The following is a 16,822-nucleotide window of genomic DNA, read 5'->3' as shown; positions in this document are numbered from 1 at the left end:
GTCCCAGTCTTGCAGTTAGGTTATGGAGGCATGGACCTAGGTCGGGATTCAAGCACGCTGATCCGCGAGTACCTGACGCTCGGACTTCGCTTCGACCGCATCGAGGAGGGGTACGTCGACTCCTTCACCGGCGACCCCGCACTGAAACGTGCCGTCGACGCGGAGCCGCGACCCGACCCCGCCGACCTGGTCCGCCAGGCCGAACGGCTGCTGGCCGAGTTGCCCGCCGACCTCGACGACGCGCGTGCCGCGTTCGTCGGCGCCCACCTGCGGGCGCTGGCCTGCGCGGGGCGCAAGTTCGCGGGCGAACAGGTCGGCTTCGTCGACGAGGTCGAGGCCTACTTCGACGTCAGGATCACCAAGGGCGACCCGGAGCGCTACCGGCAGGCGCACGCCAAGCTCGACGACGCGCTCGGGGGCGCCGGCGTCCTCGCCGAGCGGGTGCAGGCCTACCGCTCGGCCGAGGAGATCCCGCCCGCCCGCCTCGAGGAGTGCATCCACGCGTTCTCGAGCGCGTTGCGCGACCGGGTCCGCGCGACGTTCCCGCTTCCCGCCCGGGAGACGATCAACTACGAGGTCGTCACCGACAAACCGTGGTCGGGATTCAACTACTACCTCGGTGACTACCGGTCCACCGTCGCCGTCAACGCCGACCTCAAACAGCAGATGTCCAACCTGCCGCGGCTGGTGGCCCACGAGTCCTACCCCGGCCATCACACCGAGCACTGCCGCAAAGAGGCCGGGCTCGTCGAGGGCAAGGGGCAGGCCGAGCAGACGATCTTCCTGGTCAACACCCCGCAGTGCCTGATGGCCGAGGGCCTGGCCGACCTCGCGCTGTACGCCGCGGTGGGACACGGGGCGAGCGAAGCGACGGGGAATGGACACGGGTGGGGGGCGTGGGCGACCGAGATCTACGCCGACCTGGGGCTGCGCTTCGACGGCGAACGGGCTGAGATGGTCTCGGAGGCGACGGCCGCGTTGGCCGACGTCCGTCAGGACGCGGCGCTGATGCTGCACGACGAACACCGCGACGTCGACGACGTCGTCGCCTTCCTCAAGCAGTGGCTGCTGGTCAACGACGAACGCGCCCGGCAGATGCTGCGGTTCCTGTCCTCGCCGCTGTGGCGGGCCTACACCAGCACCTACGTGGAGGGCTACCGGCTGCTGCGGGGGTGGCTGGACACACGCCCCGACGGCGTGAGCCTGACCGAGCGTTTCGGCACGCTGCTCGACGAGCCGCTGATCCCGTCGTCGCTGCGGACCGGCTGACGGCGCCCTCGATTTCTGCGCCAGGGTCGTGCCCGTAGGGCCGCAACCACCAAGGTGCAGAAATGGGCGTGGTGTTGGCCGACTAGGCTCGGGACCATGACTGCAGAGTCCGTGACCCCCTCGGCCGTCGCCCCGGGTGCCGAGTACGCCGAGACCGCGGGGGAGGCCTACCGCGCCGCACTCCGGGTGATCGAAAGCGTGGAACCGCGAATCGCCGATGCCACCCGCAAAGAGCTTGCCGATCAACGGGATTCCCTCAAGCTGATCGCCAGCGAGAACTACGCCTCGCCGGCGGTGCTGTTGACCATGGGCACCTGGTTCTCCGACAAGTACGCCGAGGGCACCATCGGGCACCGGTTCTACGCGGCCTGCCAGAACGTCGACACGGTCGAGGCGCTGGCGGCCGAGCACGCCCGCGAGTTGTTCGGCGCCCCGTACGCCTACGCCCAGCCGCATTCGGGCATCGACGCCAACCTGGTCGCCTACTGGGCGATCCTGGCCACCCGGGTCGAGACGCCGGGGCTGGCCGAGTTCGGCGCCAAGCACATCAACGACCTGTCCGAGGCCGACTGGGAGACGTTGCGCGCCAAGCTCGGCAACCAGCGGCTGCTGGGAATGTCGCTGGACGCCGGGGGGCACCTCACCCACGGGTTCCGGCCCAACATCTCCGGCAAGATGTTCCACCAGCGCCAGTACGGCACCGATCCGGAGACCGGACTGCTGGATTACGACGTCGTCGCCGCCACCGCCCGGGAGTTCAAGCCACTGGCGCTCGTCGCCGGCTACTCCGCGTATCCGCGCCGGGTGAACTTCGCAAAGATGCGCGAGATCGCCGACGAGGTGGGTGCCACGCTGATGGTCGACATGGCGCATTTCGCCGGCCTGGTGGCCGGCAAGGTGTTCACCGGGGACGAGGACCCGGTGCCGCACGCACATGTCACCACCACCACCACCCACAAGTCGCTGCGCGGTCCGCGCGGCGGGCTGATCCTGGCCACCGAGGAGTTCGCCCCCGCGGTCGACAAGGGCTGCCCGATGGTGCTCGGTGGCCCGCTGTCGCACGTGATGGCCGCCAAGGCCGTGGCCCTCGCCGAGGCGCGTCAGCCGGCCTTCCGCGACTACGCGCAGAACATCGCGGACAACGCCAAAGCGCTGGCCGAGGGTTTCCTGAAGCGCGGAGCCCGCCTGGTCACCGGCGGCACCGACAACCACATCGTGCTGCTGGACGTGACGTCGTTCGGGATCACCGGGCGCCAAGCCGAATCGGCGCTGCTGGATGCCGGGATCGTCACCAACCGCAATGCGATCCCCGCCGACCCCAATGGCGCCTGGTACACCAGCGGCATCCGGTTCGGCACCCCCGCCCTGACCACCCGCGGCTTCGGCGCCGACGACTTCGACCGGGTCGCCGAGCTCGTCGTCGAGGTGCTCGGCAACACCGAGCCGACAGCCGCGTCCAACGGCCCCTCCAAAGCCAAGTACACCCTTGCCGACGGCACCGCCGAACGGGTGCACGCCGCGTCCGCCGAACTCCTGGCCGCCAATCCGCTGTACCCGGGCCTGACGCTGTAGCCCCCCGACACTCCGCCGGAACGGTATTCCAGCAGGTCGCCACTCGCATGTTGGCTGCTGGAATACCGTTCCGGCGAGTAACGGCGCGCCCGATTTCGAGGAACGTGTGAATTGGGGTTACAGTTACTTTCATGGCACAGAGACCTGTCCCTAACGCGCTGACCTCCGAGCTGGAACCGGTCGTCATGCAGGAGCTGCGACGTCATCTGGACTCCGAAGACCTGTGGTACGCCCACGACTACGTGCCCTTCGACCAGGGGGAGAACTACGCGTTCCTGGGCGGCAAGGACTGGGACCCGGCGGAGGTGACGCTGCCCAAGCACATCACCGATGCGCTGGAGATCCTGCTGATCACCAAGGACAACCTCGCCGGCTACCACCGCGAACTCGTCGAGCACTTCATCCTCGAGGCCAAGTGGGGCCGCTGGATCGGTCGCTGGACCGCCGAGGAGCACCTGCACGCGATCGCGCTGCGCAACTACCTGGTGGTCACCCGCGAGGTCGACCCCGCCGCCAACGAGGACGTCCGCGTCGAACACGTGATGCAGGGCTACCGGGCCAACACCTACAGCCAGCTCGAGACCCTGGCCTTCATGGCGTTCTTCGAGCGCGCTCACGCGGTGTTCTGTCGCAACCTGCAGTCCCAGACCGAGGAGCCGACGCTGGCCGCGATGGTGGGCCGCATCGTCAAGGACGAGGAGCGCCACGAGGAGTTCTTCGCCAACCTGATCAGCCACTGCCTGAGCTACTCCCGCGACGAGACGGTCGAGGCCATCGCGCGGCGCGCCGGCGGGCTCGGCGTCGTCGGCGGTGACATCGTCGCCTACCGCGACAAGGTGGCCAACGTCGCCGCAGCCGGCATCTTCGACGAGGCGCAGTTGCGTCAGGTGATCTCCGACCGCATCACCGCGTGGGGATTGGCCGACGAGCCACGCCTGCGGCAGTTCATCAGCTCGTAACCCGCACGCCTTTCGGGTACGGCGCGTCTGCACGGCGCACAAGCGCGACCCGGAGTAGCGTCGTTTTCGATGGCTAGCAACATGCTCTGCTATCCGGGCGGTCCCGATCATCTCGATGACAAAGGACCGGCCCCGGTCCTAGAGACCGCTGTGTGTCCACCGAGAGTGTTCGTGTGGGGCCGCACGGGCTCGAGGAGCGCTACGTGACTGAATCGCAGGACTGGCGGAGCCGGGAATCGGGCATGACTCGGACCTATGTGCTCGACACCTCGGTGCTGCTGTCCGATCCCTGGGCATGCACACGGTTCGCCGAGCACGAGGTGGTCGTTCCGTTGGTGGTCATCAGCGAACTGGAAGCCAAGCGGCATCACCATGAGCTCGGCTGGTTCGCTCGACAGGCACTGCGGATGTTTGATGACCTCCGGCTCGAACACGGTCGCCTGGATCAGCCGATCCCCGTCGGCGACCACGGCGGCACTCTGCACATCGAGCTCAATCACAGTGACCCGTCGGTGCTGCCCGCCGGCTTCCGGACCGAGACCAACGATTCGCGGATCTTGACCTGCGCTGCCAACCTCGCCGCCGAAGGCAAGCGAGTCACGTTGGTGACCAAGGACATTCCGCTACGGGTGAAGGCCGGAGCGGTCGGGTTGGCGGCCGACGAGTACCACGCTCAGGACGTCGTCACCTCCGGCTGGACCGGGATGGCCGAGCTCGAGGTGTCCAGCGAAGAGGTCGACGGGTTGTTCGCCGACGGCGACATCGACCTCGAGACCGCGCGGGACCTGCCCTGCCACACAGGAATCCGGTTGCTGGGCAGCAACTCTCACGCGCTCGGTCGGGTCAACGCCGACAAGCGAGTGCAGCTGGTCCGTGGTGATCGCGAGGTGTTCGGCCTCCGGGGAAGGTCAGCCGAACAACGCGTGGCACTCGACCTGCTGCTCGACGAGTCCGTCGGCATCGTGTCGCTCGGCGGCAAGGCAGGGACCGGGAAGTCCGCCCTCGCGCTGTGCGCCGGACTGGAAGCCGTCCTCGAACGGCGTACCCAGCGCAAAGTGATGGTGTTCCGCCCCCTGTACGCGGTCGGTGGCCAGGACCTCGGCTACCTGCCCGGCAGCGAGAGCGAGAAGATGGGGCCGTGGGCACAGGCGGTCTTCGACACCCTCGAAGGCCTCGCCAGCCCCGCGGTGATCGAAGAGGTGCTCGCCCGTGGCATGCTCGAGGTGCTGCCGCTGACCCACATCCGGGGTCGCTCGCTGCACGACTCGTTCGTGATCGTCGACGAGGCACAGTCGCTGGAGCGCAACGTGCTGCTCACGGTGCTGTCGCGGCTGGGGACCGGATCCCGGGTGGTGCTCACCCACGACGTCGCCCAGCGGGACAACCTCCGGGTCGGCCGCCACGACGGTGTGGCCGCGGTGATCGAGAAGCTCAAGGGACACCCGCTGTTCGCACACATCACGCTGCTGCGCAGCGAGCGCTCGCCGATCGCGGCGTTGGTCACCGAGATGCTGGAGGAGATCAGCCCCGGCGCGCTGTCCTGAGTGCGGCTCGGGCCGCGAACGCCCGGCAGGCGATTTCGGCGCGTTTGGTCACGCTGAGGGTGACGGAGCGCGCCGAAATCGCAAGGGGCGGTCAGCGTTTGTCGTCGTCGACCTTGGCCATGGCGAGCACATCCAGCCGCTTGTCGAGTTCTTCCTCCGAGAGCTTGTCGCCGATCAGGCCACGGTCGATGACCGTCTGCCGGATCGTCTTGCGCTCCTTGAGGGCCTCCTTGGCGACCTTGGCCGCCTCCTCGTAACCGATCGCGGAGTTCAGCGGCGTGACGATCGACGGTGAAGACTCGGCGAGCTCACGCAGCCGCTCCTCGTTCGCCACCAGCCCGTCGATGCACCTGGCGGCGAACAACTTCGACACATTGGCCAGCAGCGTGAACGACTCCAGCATGTTGCGCGCCATCATCGGGATGTAGACGTTCAGCTCGAATGCGCCGTTGCCGCCACCCCAGGTGATGGCCGCGTCGTTGCCGATGACCTGAGCGGCGACCTGCGTCACCGCCTCGGGGATGACGGGGTTGACCTTGCCGGGCATGATCGAGCTGCCCGGCTGCAGATCGGGCAGCTGAAGCTCACCCAGGCCGGTCAGCGGCCCCGAGCCCATCCAGCGGATGTCGTTGGCGATCTTGGTCAGGGAGACGGCGATCGTTTTCAGCGCGCCGGACGCCTCGACCAGCCCGTCACGGGCCGCCTGGGCTTCGAACGGGTCGGCGGCCGTGCGTAGTTCGGCGATGCCGGTCTGATCGACGAGCACCTCGACGACCTTGGTGCCGAAGCCGTCGGGTGCGTTGAGGCCGGTGCCCACCGCGGTGCCGCCGATGGCGAGCTCACCCAGCCGGGGCAGCGTCGCCTTGACTCTTTCTATGCCCGCCTCGATCTGGCGTGCATATCCGCCGAACTCCTGGCCCAGGGTCACCGGCACCGCGTCCATCAGGTGGGTGCGGCCGGACTTGACCACCTTGTGCCACTGGCCGGCTTTGGCCGTCAACGATTCGTGCAGCACCTCGAGGCCTGGAATCAGGTGGCGGACGGCGGCTTCGGTGGCCGCGATGTGCGTGGCGGTCGGGAATGTGTCGTTGGAGCTCTGCGACATGTTGACGTCGTCGTTGGGGTGCACGGTCACACCGTTTTTCCCGCAGATCGACGCGATCACCTCGTTGGTGTTCATGTTCGAGCTGGTGCCCGAGCCGGTCTGGAACACGTCGATGGGGAACTGGTCGTCGTGGCGACCGTCGGCGATCTCGGCCGCGGCGGCGATGATCGCATCGGCCTTGTCCGCGGCCAGCAGCCCGAGATCCTTGTTCACCTGGGCACAGGCGCCCTTGAGCAGGCCGAGCGCCCGGATCTGGGTGCGCTCGAGGCCGCGACCCGAGATCGGGAAGTTCTCCACAGCCCGCTGGGTCTGTGCGCGCCACAACGCATCGATCGGCACCCGGACCTCGCCCATGGTGTCGTGCTCGATCCGGTATTCACCGGCTCCCTGCTGAACAGCGCCGTCGGTGCTCATGTATGCCCTTCTGATGTCGGTGGTTACGGCAACGGGTACGCGGCGGATTTGTCGCCGGTGAAGTCCACTGAGGAGTACTCGTTGAGTTTGGAGAGGCGGTGGTAGGCCTCGATCATTCTGACGGTCCCGGACTTCGAGCGCATCACGATCGACTGGGTGGTGCACCCACCGCCGTAGTACTGCACGCCCTTGAGCAGGTCACCGTCGGTGACGCCGGTGGCGGAGAAGAACACGTTCTCACCCGAGACCAGATCCTCGGTGAACAACACCTTGTCCAGGTCATGACCGCGATCGAGCGCCTTCTGCCGCTCGGCCTCATCGGTGGGGGCCAGTTGCGCCTGGATTGCCCCGCCCATGCAGCGGATCGCCGCCGCCGTGATGATCCCTTCCGGGGTGCCGCCGATGCCGGCGAGCAGGTCGGTGCCCGACTCGGGGCGGCACGCGGCGATGGCACCGGCGACGTCACCGTCGGAGATCAGCCGGATGCGCGCACCCGCCTCTCGGACGTCAGCGATCAGCTGGGCGTGCCGGGGCCGGTCCAGCACACACACCGTGAGGTCGGCGACGGTCAGGTTCTTGGCCTGGGCGACGCGGCGGATGTTCTCGCCGATCGGGGCGGTGATGTCGATGACGTCGACCGCTTCGGGCCCCACGGCGATCTTGTTCATGTAGAACACCGCCGACGGGTCGAACATCGCACCGCGCTCGGCGACGGCGAGCACCGAGATGGCGTTGGGCATGCCCTTGCTCATCAACGTGGTGCCGTCGACCGGATCGACCGCGAAGTCGCAGTCCGGGCCGTCGCCGTTGCCGACCTCCTCGCCGTTGTAGAGCATCGGGGCGTTGTCTTTCTCGCCTTCGCCGATCACCACGACACCACGCATCGACACCGAGTTGACGAGCTGGCGCATCGCGTCGACCGCCGCGCCGTCGCCGCCTTCCTTGTCCCCCCGGCCGACCCAGCGGCCCGCGGCCATCGCGCCCGCCTCGGTCACCCGCACGAGCTCGAGGGCGAGATTTCGGTCTGGGGCTTCGCGACGTGCGGCACTCATGGGCAGATTCTCCCATTCGCGAATGCACGATCGGGAACAGGGATACTGGCAGACATGACGATGCCGCCCGAACCGGGCCAACGGGTCTCCGGGCACCCGGGTACCGAGCCCGAAGACGCAGGCCATCACGATTCTGGTGGAGACGGGGCCGGCTACGCCGTTCCGGGCCCACGCCCGGCGAAGTCCCGGCTGCTCCAAGACGGCCGTGACATGTTCTGGTCGATCGCCCCTCTGGTGCTGGTCTGCGTGCTGCTCGCCGGAGTGCTCGGGATGTGTTCGTTCGCGCCGGCCGGCCCCGGAGCGGGTCCGGTTCCCGACTACGACGCCCCGGCCGCGCTGCAGGCCGATGCCGAGGCACTCCGGATTCCGATCAGGGTGCCCGAGCTGCCGGAGGGATGGCGGTCGAACTCGGGCAGCCGTAAGGGCATCGAGGGGGGCCGCACCGACCCGGTGACCGGTCAGCCGGTGCGCGCGGTGAGCTCCACCGTCGGCTACCTGGCGCCCAGCGGCATGTACCTGAGCCTGACGCAGAGCAATGCCGACGAGGACAAGCTGATCTCCTCGTTCGCCCCCGACCTCGTGCCCACCGGCACCGAGGAGGTCGACGGCGTCACGTGGATCGTCTACCAGGGCGGTGAGCGCGACGGAAGACCGGCCGAACCGGTCTGGACTGCGCAGCTGCGCGGCCCGTCCGGGCCCGTGCAACTTGCGCTGACAGGCGCCGCGGGTACGGACGAGTACCGTACGCTGGCGGCTGCGACGCAGTCCCAGTCGCCGCTGCCCGTCTCCTAAGGAGCCCGCCGATGACCTCACCCAGTTCCGGCGGCGCCGCGGCTCCGGAGGCCGACCTCACCGGGTGGTCCGCCGAACCGTTCTCGGCGGCCGGGTTCACCTACGACGTCTACCGCAAGGGCGAAGGCCCGGGCGTGGTGCTGATTCCGGAGATGCCCGGCCTGCACCCCGGGGTGCTTGCCCTCGGCAATCACCTGGTGGACAGCGGTTTCACCGTCGCCGCTCCGTCGTTGTACGGCACCCCGGGAGCGCCGGGAGTCCGCCCCGGCGCGGTGCCGGTGATGCTTCGCGGTTGCGTGGCCAAGGAGTTCGCGGCGTTCGCGACCAACGCGGACCGACCGATCGCCCATTACCTGCGGGCGCTGGCCCGCGACCTCAACGAGCGCACCCCGGGCAAGGGGGTCGGTGTGATTGGCGAGTGCTGGAGCGGTGGTTTCGCCCTGGCCGCGGCGGTGGACGACAGCGTGCTGGCCCCGGTGCTGAGCCAGCCGTCGCTGCCGATAGGGCTGACCGCGAAGCAGAAGGCCGACCCCGGTCTGTCGGAAGCCGAGTTGCAGATCGTCGAACGCCGTGCCGCCGAAGACGGGTTGTGCGCCCTGGGGCTGCGATTCAGCGAGGATCCGTTGGTGCCGGCGGCGAGGTTCAAGACGCTCAAGGCCCGACTCGGCGACGCATTCGAGGTCATCGAGATCAACTCCAAACGGGGCAACGAACATGGCTTCGGGAAGATGGCGCACTCGGTGCTGACCCTCGAGGTCCGCGAGGTAGACGGCCATCCCGCCTATGAGGCCCGCAAGAGAGTCGTCGAGTTCCTCAAGTCTGCGCTGACCTAGCCGCGCCCGGCTTCGACTCCTCGTCTTCAGGGTCATCGGGCTCTTCCGGATCTTCGGGTTCCGGCTCCGGCCGCTTCTTGCCCTTCCCGGGCAGCAGTCGGCGCCACCACGGCACCTCCCGTTCGGCGTCGTCGTCTGCCGGATCGGCGCGGGTGCCGGTGAGCGAGTCCAACGGTTCGCCGTTGGACACGGCCAGATAGACGATGATCGTCGTCACGACGACGATCATCAGCACCGGGCCCAGCACGATCCCCCAGAACCCGAACATCTTCAGGCCCGCGAAGACCGCCAACAGCATGAGTGCGGGATGCAGGTGCGCGCTCTTGGGCACCAGGAAAGGCCGCAGGACGTTGTCGATGCTGGTGGTCACGACGACGTGGAACACGACCACGAAGATCCCGCCCGCGAGGTTGCCGAAGACCGCCATGCCGATGCCGAGCGGAATGGTGACGATGCCGCTGCCCAGCGGGATGAACGACAGTGCGGTCAGGAAGATGACGAACATGAAGAAGCCGTCGTGGATGCCGGCGATGTAGATCGAGACCGCACCGGCGACGCCTTGGCATGCGGCGATGATGAGTTGGCCCTTGACCGTCGCGGACACCATGGCGCCGACCTTGGCCAGATAGATGTCGGAAACCCGCTCCCCCAGGGGATTCAGGTCGCGGAACAGGTCCAGCACCCTGTCACCTCGGGTCAACAGGGCGATGAAGACGTACAGGAAGATGATCGCGGACGTCAGCACCGTGGCGATGCTGCCGACCGAGTCCCCCAGGACTCCGAGCGCGAACTGCCCGCCGTTCTGGCCCAGTTTCGTGGCGGCGTCGCGGACCGAGTCCTGCGTCAGGGTGACGTCCACGAACGGGATGCGGGCGAGCGCTTCATTCGCGGAGTCGAGCAGTCGCTGGGCCAATGCGGTGAAATCGGTCTCCGCCACCCAATGGCTCACACTGGTCACCATCTGGCTGATCTGCAGGAAGGCGAGGAAGGCGACCCCGGTCAGCGGCAGGGCCACGGTCGCGATGGCGGCCAGCAGTGTCAACGTGGCCGAGAGGCCGACGTTCATCTTCGCGAGCAGACGGCGGTAGAGCGGGTTGAACAGGTAGGCCAGGACAGCCGCCACAGCGATCAGCAGAACATAGCCGCGCAGGAAGTAGGCGGCGAAAGCGAGTGCGAGGACGGTGAACACGGCCAAGGCGCGCTTCTGGCCGACGCTGAAATCCTGTGTCATGCGCCCCTCCCGTGACCGCCGACCGCAACCCTAACCCGAGTCGACCGCGCGGGACGGTGATCCCTTCGCCTGTCGCGTCCGCTGGCCGGCGACGAATCGCATCGCCAGCCGGTTCATCAGCGTCGGCGCCGCCCGTGCGAACAGCCATTGCGCGTGCGCGACAGGTGGTTTAACCAGAATCGCCTTGTTGCGATCGATGGCGCGCAGGGTGTCGCGGGCCAGCCGGTCCGCGTTGTAGGGCTTGCCGCCCTGGGACTGCAGGAAGTAGTCGCGGCCGACGAATCCGCCGACCGCGCCCTTGTCCAGGATGGGCGTCTCGACCGCCGCCGGACAGACCACGAGCACTCCGACGCCTCGCGGCACCGCCTCCGAGCGCAGCGCCATGGACATCCCGACGACGGCGTGCTTGGTCGCCACGTAGCTGGTGACCTGTCCGGCCGCGGTGAGACCGGCCATCGACGCGGTGTTGATGATGTGGCCGTGGCCCTGCCGGAGCATCTGCGGATAGGCGGCGGCGACGCCGTGCACCACGCCGCGGACGTTGACGTCGATGATCGCGTTCCACTGGTCGAGCGTGAGGAGTTCGGTGTCTCCGCCCCAGACGATGCCGGCGTTGTTGAACATCAGGTCCAGTCGCCCGGTGCGGCCGACCACGTCGTCGACGGCGGCCTGCACCGCGCCGGCATCGGTGACGTCCAGACGCGCCGCGCCGGCCCGCGCGCTCAACGACGACGCGGTCGCGTCGGCGGCGGCGGGGTCGACGTCGGTGCACAGCACATGCGCACCGGCCAGATCCAGGGCCCGGCACAGTGCCGCGCCGATACCCGATCCCGCGCCGGTGACGATAGCGTATTTGCCCGCGACGCTCATGACTGTTCGACCAATCTCATGACGTGTCCCATCACATCCGGGTAGCGCTTGAGGTGCGCGCCCCCGTTGATGTCGAGAACCTCACCGGTGAGCCACGACGACCCCGGAGAGCACAGGTACACAACGGCATTGGCGATGTCCTGCGGGGTGCCGGCGCGGCCGAGGGCGGTGTTGTCGACGTAGTCCTCGATCACCCCGGGTACCGAGGCGGCCGCCGCGGTCAGCGGGGTGTGCACGAAACCGGGCGCGACGGCGTTGACCCGGATGCCGCGGGGTCCCATCTCGAGGGCGGCCACCTGGGTCAGCATCGACAGTCCCGCCTTGGCGGCGCAGTAGGCGCTCATCCCGGCCCCCGGCTGGCGGCCGTTGAGAGAGGTGATCGAGACCAGGGAACCCCCGTCGCGCAGGTGCCGGCCGGCATGCTTCATGACGATCATCGACCCGGTGAGGCACACGTCGATCACCGCGCGGAAGTCGGCGACGGGCATGTCGGTGATCAGGCCGACGTTGCTGAATCCCGCGCATTTGACTGCGATGTCGAGCGGACCGGCGTCGTCGAAGAGGCGCTGTACCGAGTCCTCGTCGGTGACGTCGACCGCGGCTGCGGTGTGCGGAGCGCCCAGTTCCGCGGCGCGTGAGCGTGCCCCTGCGGCGTTGAGATCGGCCACGGTGATCCGGCAGCCTTCGGCCGCCAGGGCTTGCGCGGTCGCCCACCCGATCCCGGACGCCCCGCCGATGACGACGGCCTTCCTGGCGGGGCGGTCACTACTGTCGCTCATCCGGGTGGCCTTTCGACGATGAGTAGAACGTGTTACAACCTCACACCCCCGTGGGGAAAGCGCAATAGCCGGGACTTACCCCTGCAATGGCAGACTTCGGGTGTGACTGAACTGAAGAGATCCGAGTCGATCACGGTGGCGGTGCCGCCGGACGAGCTCTATGCGCTGGTGGCCGACGTGACGAGGATGGGGGAGTTCAGCCCCGTCTGCAAAGCCTGCTGGTGGGACGACGCCGTGGGCCCCCAGGTGGGCGCCTGGTTCACCGGTCGCAACGAGACTGCGGAACGGATCTGGGAAACCCGCAGCCAGGTCGTCGCCGCGGATCCGGGCCGCAAGTTCGCGTGGGAGGTCAACAACGGCTGGGTGTACTGGGGCTACGAGTTCGAACCGGACGGGGTCGGCACCCGGCTCACCGAATCCTGGGAGTTCCTGCCCGCGGGCATCGCCGGGTTCAGAGAACACTTCGGGGACGCGGCCGACGCCGAGATCGCCAAGCGCAGCGACGCCGCGCGCGACGGCATGCCTGTCACCCTCGCCGCGATCAAGAAGACCGCCGAAACCGACTGATGCCGTGGGCGTCATCGCTGGACGCAGCGAAAGCCGATGTGGCTCATGCCGGTATCGACCTGCTGCGGACGGCGTGCTGAGGGGCGGTAGCGCATGCAGTAGCTGTCGGCGCACAGGAACGATCCGCCCTTGATCACCTTGCGAGGAACCTGGAATTGCGGTTGAGCCGGGTCGTAACTGTCGTGAGCGCAGCAGGATTGGAATGAGTGGTCACCGACGTAGAAATCGGTGGTCCACTCCCAGACGTTGCCGGCCATGTCGTAGAGCCCGTAGCCGTTGGGCGGGAACGCGCCCACCGGCGTGCTCTGCCCGTAACCGGTGTCCGGCAGATAGGGGAATTCGCCGTGCCAGTAGTTGGCCAGCCGCTGCCCGCGAGGCTCCGGTTCGTCACCCCAGGTGTAGACGGTGTGGGGGAGGCCCCCTCGTGCGGCGACTTCCCATTCGGCCTCGGTGGGCAGTTCGTAGCCGGCCCACTGCGCGAAAGCTTCGGCATCCTCGAACGCGATGTGCACCACCGGATGGTTCTCCCGGCCGCGGGTGGATGAGCGGGGCCCGCGAGGGTGTTTCCAGCAGGCACCCGGGGTCCAGGCCCACCACTGGTTGAGGTGGCGCAGATCGACCGGTCCGGGTGTGCGCCGGAACACCATCGACCCCGGCTGTAGGTTCTCCGGCGGCGCACCTGGATAGGACTCGGGATCGAGCGGACGCTCGGCGACGGTCACATAGTCTGTCGCAGCGACGAATTCATCGTATTCGGCGTTGGTGACCTGGTTCCGCTGTATCCAGAACGCCTCGACGCTGACCTGGTGAGCCGGGCCTTCCTCCGGGTATTCGTTATCCGCGCCGAGTACCACCGTCTGCTGCGGTATCCGGGAGAACCCGTCGGTCACCCCGCCACCATGCGCTGAAACTGCGGTGAGGGCGAGGAACTGTGAGTGACCATCGCCCTGGGGGCAGTCTCGATCGGGTTGTCAGTCAAAGACGGTCGCCCAGTCGTTGCGGATGCTCGCGATCGCCCACCCCTGTGATCCCGCCAGCTCGAGGGCTCTCTCTGCACCAGAGACGTAATCGAATTCGCGCTCGGCGTCGTCGTGGCGGACGAGCATGCACAGCGTCGGGCCGGGTCCCGCCTGGCTGAACTGCAGCATCTCGATGTCACCGTTGGAGTTGCCGGCGGCGAAGATCGGTCGGCGTCCGACCCGGCCCCAGATACGCACCGGCTTGACCGGGCCGTCGTCGAGGAACTCCGGCTTGGCCGTGGTCCGGAGCTGACCGTCGGCGAAGTCGAGGCCCACCGAACTGCCGATGACCCGCTCGGGTGGTACCCCGTACATCGCCGTGGTGACGGGCCGCATGAAGTCTCGGCCGCCGCCAGAGGCGATGTAGTTGGTGAACCCGTGGGCTTCCAGATATCGGAGTAGCTCGATCATCGGGGCGTACCCGCACGCGGTGTAAGGGCGGCTCAGGGTGGGGTGGGCGGCCTCGGCGAAGAACTCCTTCACTCGTTCCGCGTGCTCGTCCACGGTCAGACCCTGGTAGGCCGAGAGGATGCCGCCCGCGAGGACCTTGAGCGCGGAGTCGTCGCCGTTGTAGTGCTTGGTGACGGCGTCTCCGAACCACTCCAGATCACCGGACGCCGCTGCGGCATACGGCTGGTTTTCCGCCAGGGATGAATCGGCGGCGGCCTGCTCGGCCAACCGACGGACCAGGAAGTCCAACTGGATGTATGCCGGCTTCTCGCACCACAGCGTGCCGTCGTTGTCGAAGACCGCCACTCGCTCTTCAGGCGCGACATCGTTGACGGCACGACCCACGAAGTCGACGATCACCGACTTCGTGGGTCCGTCGTGCCATAGATCAAGGACTCCCAAGTCAGCCGCCCATCGTCTGGAGGAAGTCATTGAGCTTGTCCACAGCATTGGTGATCGTGAACGATGCCGGCTCACGTCGCGGTGGGAACTCCTTGAAGGTGTCCAGGAACTGCAGCACCACCGCGTTGGCCATGAACGCGATGTAGTCGTGGTCCAGGAACCAGTCCCAGTAGGTGTTCGAGGTGATGTCCGCGTGTTCGTACGGGTCGGTGCGCAGATTGAAGATCTTGGGCGCACGCAACGCGGTGAACGGTTCGAACCAGATCCGCAGCGTGCCCTCGCAGCGCTGCTCCATGAACACGACCTTCCAGTTCTCGATCCGGATGCCGAGCACGTCGCAGTCGTCGGAGAAGTAGATCAAGCCCCGGCGTGGGCTCTTGTCGACTTCCCCGGTCAGATAGGGCAGCAGGTCGTAGCCGTCGATATGCACGTGGTAGGTCTGCTCGCCGATGGTATGGCCCTGCTTGAGTTTGTCCACGACGGTCGGCTCGCCGGCGGCCGCGACCAGCGTGGGTAGCCAGTCGTGGTGCTGGATGATCTCGTTGGAGACCACACCTGCCGGGATCCTGCCGGGCCAGCGCACCATCTCCGGCACCCGGAACGCGCCCTCCCAGTTGCTGTTCTTCTCGTTGCGGAACGGTGTGGTGGCGCCATCGGGCCAGGTGTTGGCGTGCGGTCCGTTGTCGGTCGAGTACACGACGATGGTGTCCTCGGCGAGGCCGAGTTCGTCGAGGGTGTCCAGCAGCAGGCCGACGTGGCGGTCGTGATCGACCATCGTGTCGTGGTACGGCGACTGCCACCTCCCGGCCTGCCCGAGGCTCTCCGGCTTGGTGTGCGTCCGAAAGTGCATGTGCGTGGTGTTCATCCACACGAAAAACGGTGTGTCAGCGTCCTTCTGACGCTTGATGAAGTCAATCGCGGCGGCGGTGGTCTCATCGTCGATCGTCTCCATCCGCTTCTTGGTCAGCGGGCCGGTGTCTTCGATGCGCTGCTTGCCAGCCGGACCGAACCGCTCGTCGACCTCGTCGGAGGCCTCCTCGGTGGCCCAGGAGTGGATCACCCCGCGGGGCAGCATGGCCTTGCGCAGCCGGGGCGCCTCCTGCTCGGTCGGGTAGTCCGGGTGCTCGGGTTCCTCTTCGGCGTTGAGGTGGTACAGGTTGCCGAAGAACTCGTCGAACCCGTGCGCGGTGGGCAGGTACTTGTTCAGGTCTCCGAGGTGATTTTTTCCGAACTGGCCGGTGGCATATCCCAGCGGCTTGAGCAGCGTGGCGATGGTCGGATCCTCGGGAGACATGCCGACGTCGACGCCGGGCATGCCGACTTTCGACAGCCCGGTGCGGTACACGCTCTGACCGGTGATGAACGAAGACCGGCCGGCCGTGCAGCTCTGCTCGCCGTAGGAGTCGGTGAAGCGCATGCCTTCGGCGGCGATGCGGTCGATGTTCGGCGTGCGATAGCCCATCAGCCCGTCGCTGTAGCAACTGAGATTGCTGATTCCGATGTCGTCACCCCAGATGACCAGGATGTTGGGTTTTCCGCCAGGCATGTGATCGGCCCTCTCGTCTCCGTCGATGTTCCCAGTGAGAACCTTATGCGTCCGGCATGGATCAGAGGGCAGATCGCGCGAGCTCGCACTGGACGTTCACACTTGCGCGCTCGGACGCGGCAGCGCGGAAGGAACATGTTCCCGACCGAACCGACTGCGCCGGGCGGCCTCACGTCTTTAAGGTCGAAATATTCTGGAAGGTATTGTCTTTCAACCGGTGCCGGCCCACATTTGACCGTGCTGATGCCCGGGCGATGCCTGCAGGGCCCGCAGCTGAACAATCTCCGCCCGACTGGTACATACCGAATCTTGGTGATCATTCCACCTGCGTGCCGGACCGGGTTGCCGGGCCTCGCCCAGCCGTTCGGCCAGGAATTATTACGACTCTGTGAATTGCCCCAGTTCGTGTCGAGACGGC

15 protein-coding genes are annotated in these 16,822 nt (G+C 67.3%); 7 read left to right on the top strand and 8 right to left on the bottom strand.

What is annotated here, in order from left to right:
- Window positions 1-30 precede the first annotated feature (30 nt).
- From BEMPMBAN_RS25385 to phoH2, 4 genes are all read left to right on the top strand, one after another.
- Entirely contained in the window at window positions 31-1,269 is a 1,239-nt protein-coding gene (locus BEMPMBAN_RS25385; protein ID WP_200846115.1) for a DUF885 domain-containing protein, read from the top strand.
- A 96-nt stretch (window positions 1,270-1,365) separates the two neighbouring features.
- Window positions 1,366-2,841: a glycine hydroxymethyltransferase gene (locus tag BEMPMBAN_RS25380; protein ID WP_159234220.1), complete on the top strand. Its 1,476-nt coding sequence runs from the start codon at window positions 1,366-1,368 to the stop codon at window positions 2,839-2,841.
- A gap of 131 nt (window positions 2,842-2,972) precedes the next feature.
- Window positions 2,973-3,800 carry an acyl-ACP desaturase gene (locus BEMPMBAN_RS25375; protein WP_159234219.1) on the top strand — a complete coding sequence of 276 codons (828 nt, stop codon included), beginning with the start codon at window positions 2,973-2,975 and terminating at the stop codon, window positions 3,798-3,800.
- A 242-nt stretch (window positions 3,801-4,042) separates the two neighbouring features.
- Window positions 4,043-5,344, top strand: a complete 1,302-nt coding sequence (phoH2, locus tag BEMPMBAN_RS25370; protein ID WP_159234480.1) for an RNA 5'-3' helicase PhoH2 — start codon at window positions 4,043-4,045, stop codon at window positions 5,342-5,344.
- A gap of 91 nt (window positions 5,345-5,435) precedes the next feature.
- On the opposite strand, the gene BEMPMBAN_RS25365 is transcribed toward phoH2, so the two are convergent.
- Window positions 5,436-6,863 carry a class II fumarate hydratase gene (locus BEMPMBAN_RS25365; RefSeq protein WP_159234217.1) on the bottom strand — a complete coding sequence of 476 codons (1,428 nt, stop codon included), beginning with the start codon at window positions 6,861-6,863 and terminating at the stop codon, window positions 5,436-5,438.
- A 23-nt stretch (window positions 6,864-6,886) separates the two neighbouring features.
- Window positions 6,887-7,915 (bottom strand): class II fructose-bisphosphatase, encoded by a 1,029-nt coding sequence (gene glpX / locus BEMPMBAN_RS25360; protein ID WP_159234214.1) that lies wholly within the window; start codon window positions 7,913-7,915, stop codon window positions 6,887-6,889.
- Window positions 7,916-7,969: 54 nt separating this feature from the next.
- Here glpX and BEMPMBAN_RS25355 point away from each other — a divergent pair, with 54 nt between their 5' ends.
- Complete coding sequence (locus tag BEMPMBAN_RS25355; protein WP_159234212.1) at window positions 7,970-8,707, top strand: DUF4245 domain-containing protein; 738 nt, start codon at window positions 7,970-7,972, stop codon at window positions 8,705-8,707.
- Between the two features lie 11 nt (window positions 8,708-8,718).
- Window positions 8,719-9,540, top strand: coding sequence for a dienelactone hydrolase family protein (locus BEMPMBAN_RS25350; RefSeq protein WP_159234210.1), 822 nt, complete (start codon window positions 8,719-8,721; stop codon window positions 9,538-9,540).
- Here the strand turns inward: BEMPMBAN_RS25350 and BEMPMBAN_RS25345 are convergent.
- The 3 genes from BEMPMBAN_RS25345 to BEMPMBAN_RS25335 are packed head-to-tail and all read right to left on the bottom strand — an operon-like array spanning window position 9,521 to window position 12,420.
- On the bottom strand, window positions 9,521-10,771 hold the full coding sequence (locus tag BEMPMBAN_RS25345; RefSeq protein WP_159234208.1) for an AI-2E family transporter: 1,251 nt from the start codon (window positions 10,769-10,771) through the stop codon (window positions 9,521-9,523). The genes BEMPMBAN_RS25350 and BEMPMBAN_RS25345 overlap by 20 nt on opposite strands.
- Before the next feature lie 30 nt (window positions 10,772-10,801).
- The gene (locus BEMPMBAN_RS25340; protein WP_159234205.1) at window positions 10,802-11,641 is read right to left on the bottom strand and encodes an SDR family NAD(P)-dependent oxidoreductase; all 840 of its coding nucleotides are present in this window, start codon (window positions 11,639-11,641) and stop codon (window positions 10,802-10,804) included.
- Window positions 11,638-12,420 (bottom strand): SDR family NAD(P)-dependent oxidoreductase, encoded by a 783-nt coding sequence (locus tag BEMPMBAN_RS25335; RefSeq protein ID WP_159234203.1) that lies wholly within the window; start codon window positions 12,418-12,420, stop codon window positions 11,638-11,640. Before BEMPMBAN_RS25335 ends, BEMPMBAN_RS25340 begins: the two co-directional genes overlap by 4 nt.
- Before the next feature lie 102 nt (window positions 12,421-12,522).
- Between BEMPMBAN_RS25335 and BEMPMBAN_RS25330 the strand changes: the two genes are divergently transcribed.
- Window positions 12,523-12,987, top strand: coding sequence for an SRPBCC family protein (locus BEMPMBAN_RS25330; RefSeq protein ID WP_159234201.1), 465 nt, complete (start codon window positions 12,523-12,525; stop codon window positions 12,985-12,987).
- An 11-nt stretch (window positions 12,988-12,998) separates the two neighbouring features.
- Here the strand turns inward: BEMPMBAN_RS25330 and BEMPMBAN_RS25325 are convergent, their stop codons facing one another.
- The 3 genes from BEMPMBAN_RS25325 to BEMPMBAN_RS25315 form a co-directional block, all read right to left on the bottom strand.
- Complete coding sequence (locus BEMPMBAN_RS25325) at window positions 12,999-13,877, bottom strand: formylglycine-generating enzyme family protein (protein WP_159234198.1); 879 nt, start codon at window positions 13,875-13,877, stop codon at window positions 12,999-13,001.
- A gap of 81 nt (window positions 13,878-13,958) precedes the next feature.
- Complete coding sequence (locus tag BEMPMBAN_RS25320) at window positions 13,959-14,888, bottom strand: HAD family hydrolase (protein WP_159234188.1); 930 nt, start codon at window positions 14,886-14,888, stop codon at window positions 13,959-13,961.
- Window positions 14,860-16,404, bottom strand: a complete 1,545-nt coding sequence (locus tag BEMPMBAN_RS25315; protein WP_159234185.1) for an arylsulfatase — start codon at window positions 16,402-16,404, stop codon at window positions 14,860-14,862. The genes BEMPMBAN_RS25320 and BEMPMBAN_RS25315 overlap by 29 nt, the downstream gene beginning before the upstream one ends.
- Between the last annotated feature and the right edge of the window lie 418 nt (window positions 16,405-16,822).

The sequence above is a fragment of the Mycolicibacterium austroafricanum genome, assembly GCF_902705885.1.
Classification (GTDB): Bacteria; Actinomycetota; Actinomycetes; order Mycobacteriales; family Mycobacteriaceae; genus Mycobacterium; species Mycobacterium vanbaalenii_A.
This window is presented reverse-complemented; position numbering and strand designations above follow the sequence as displayed.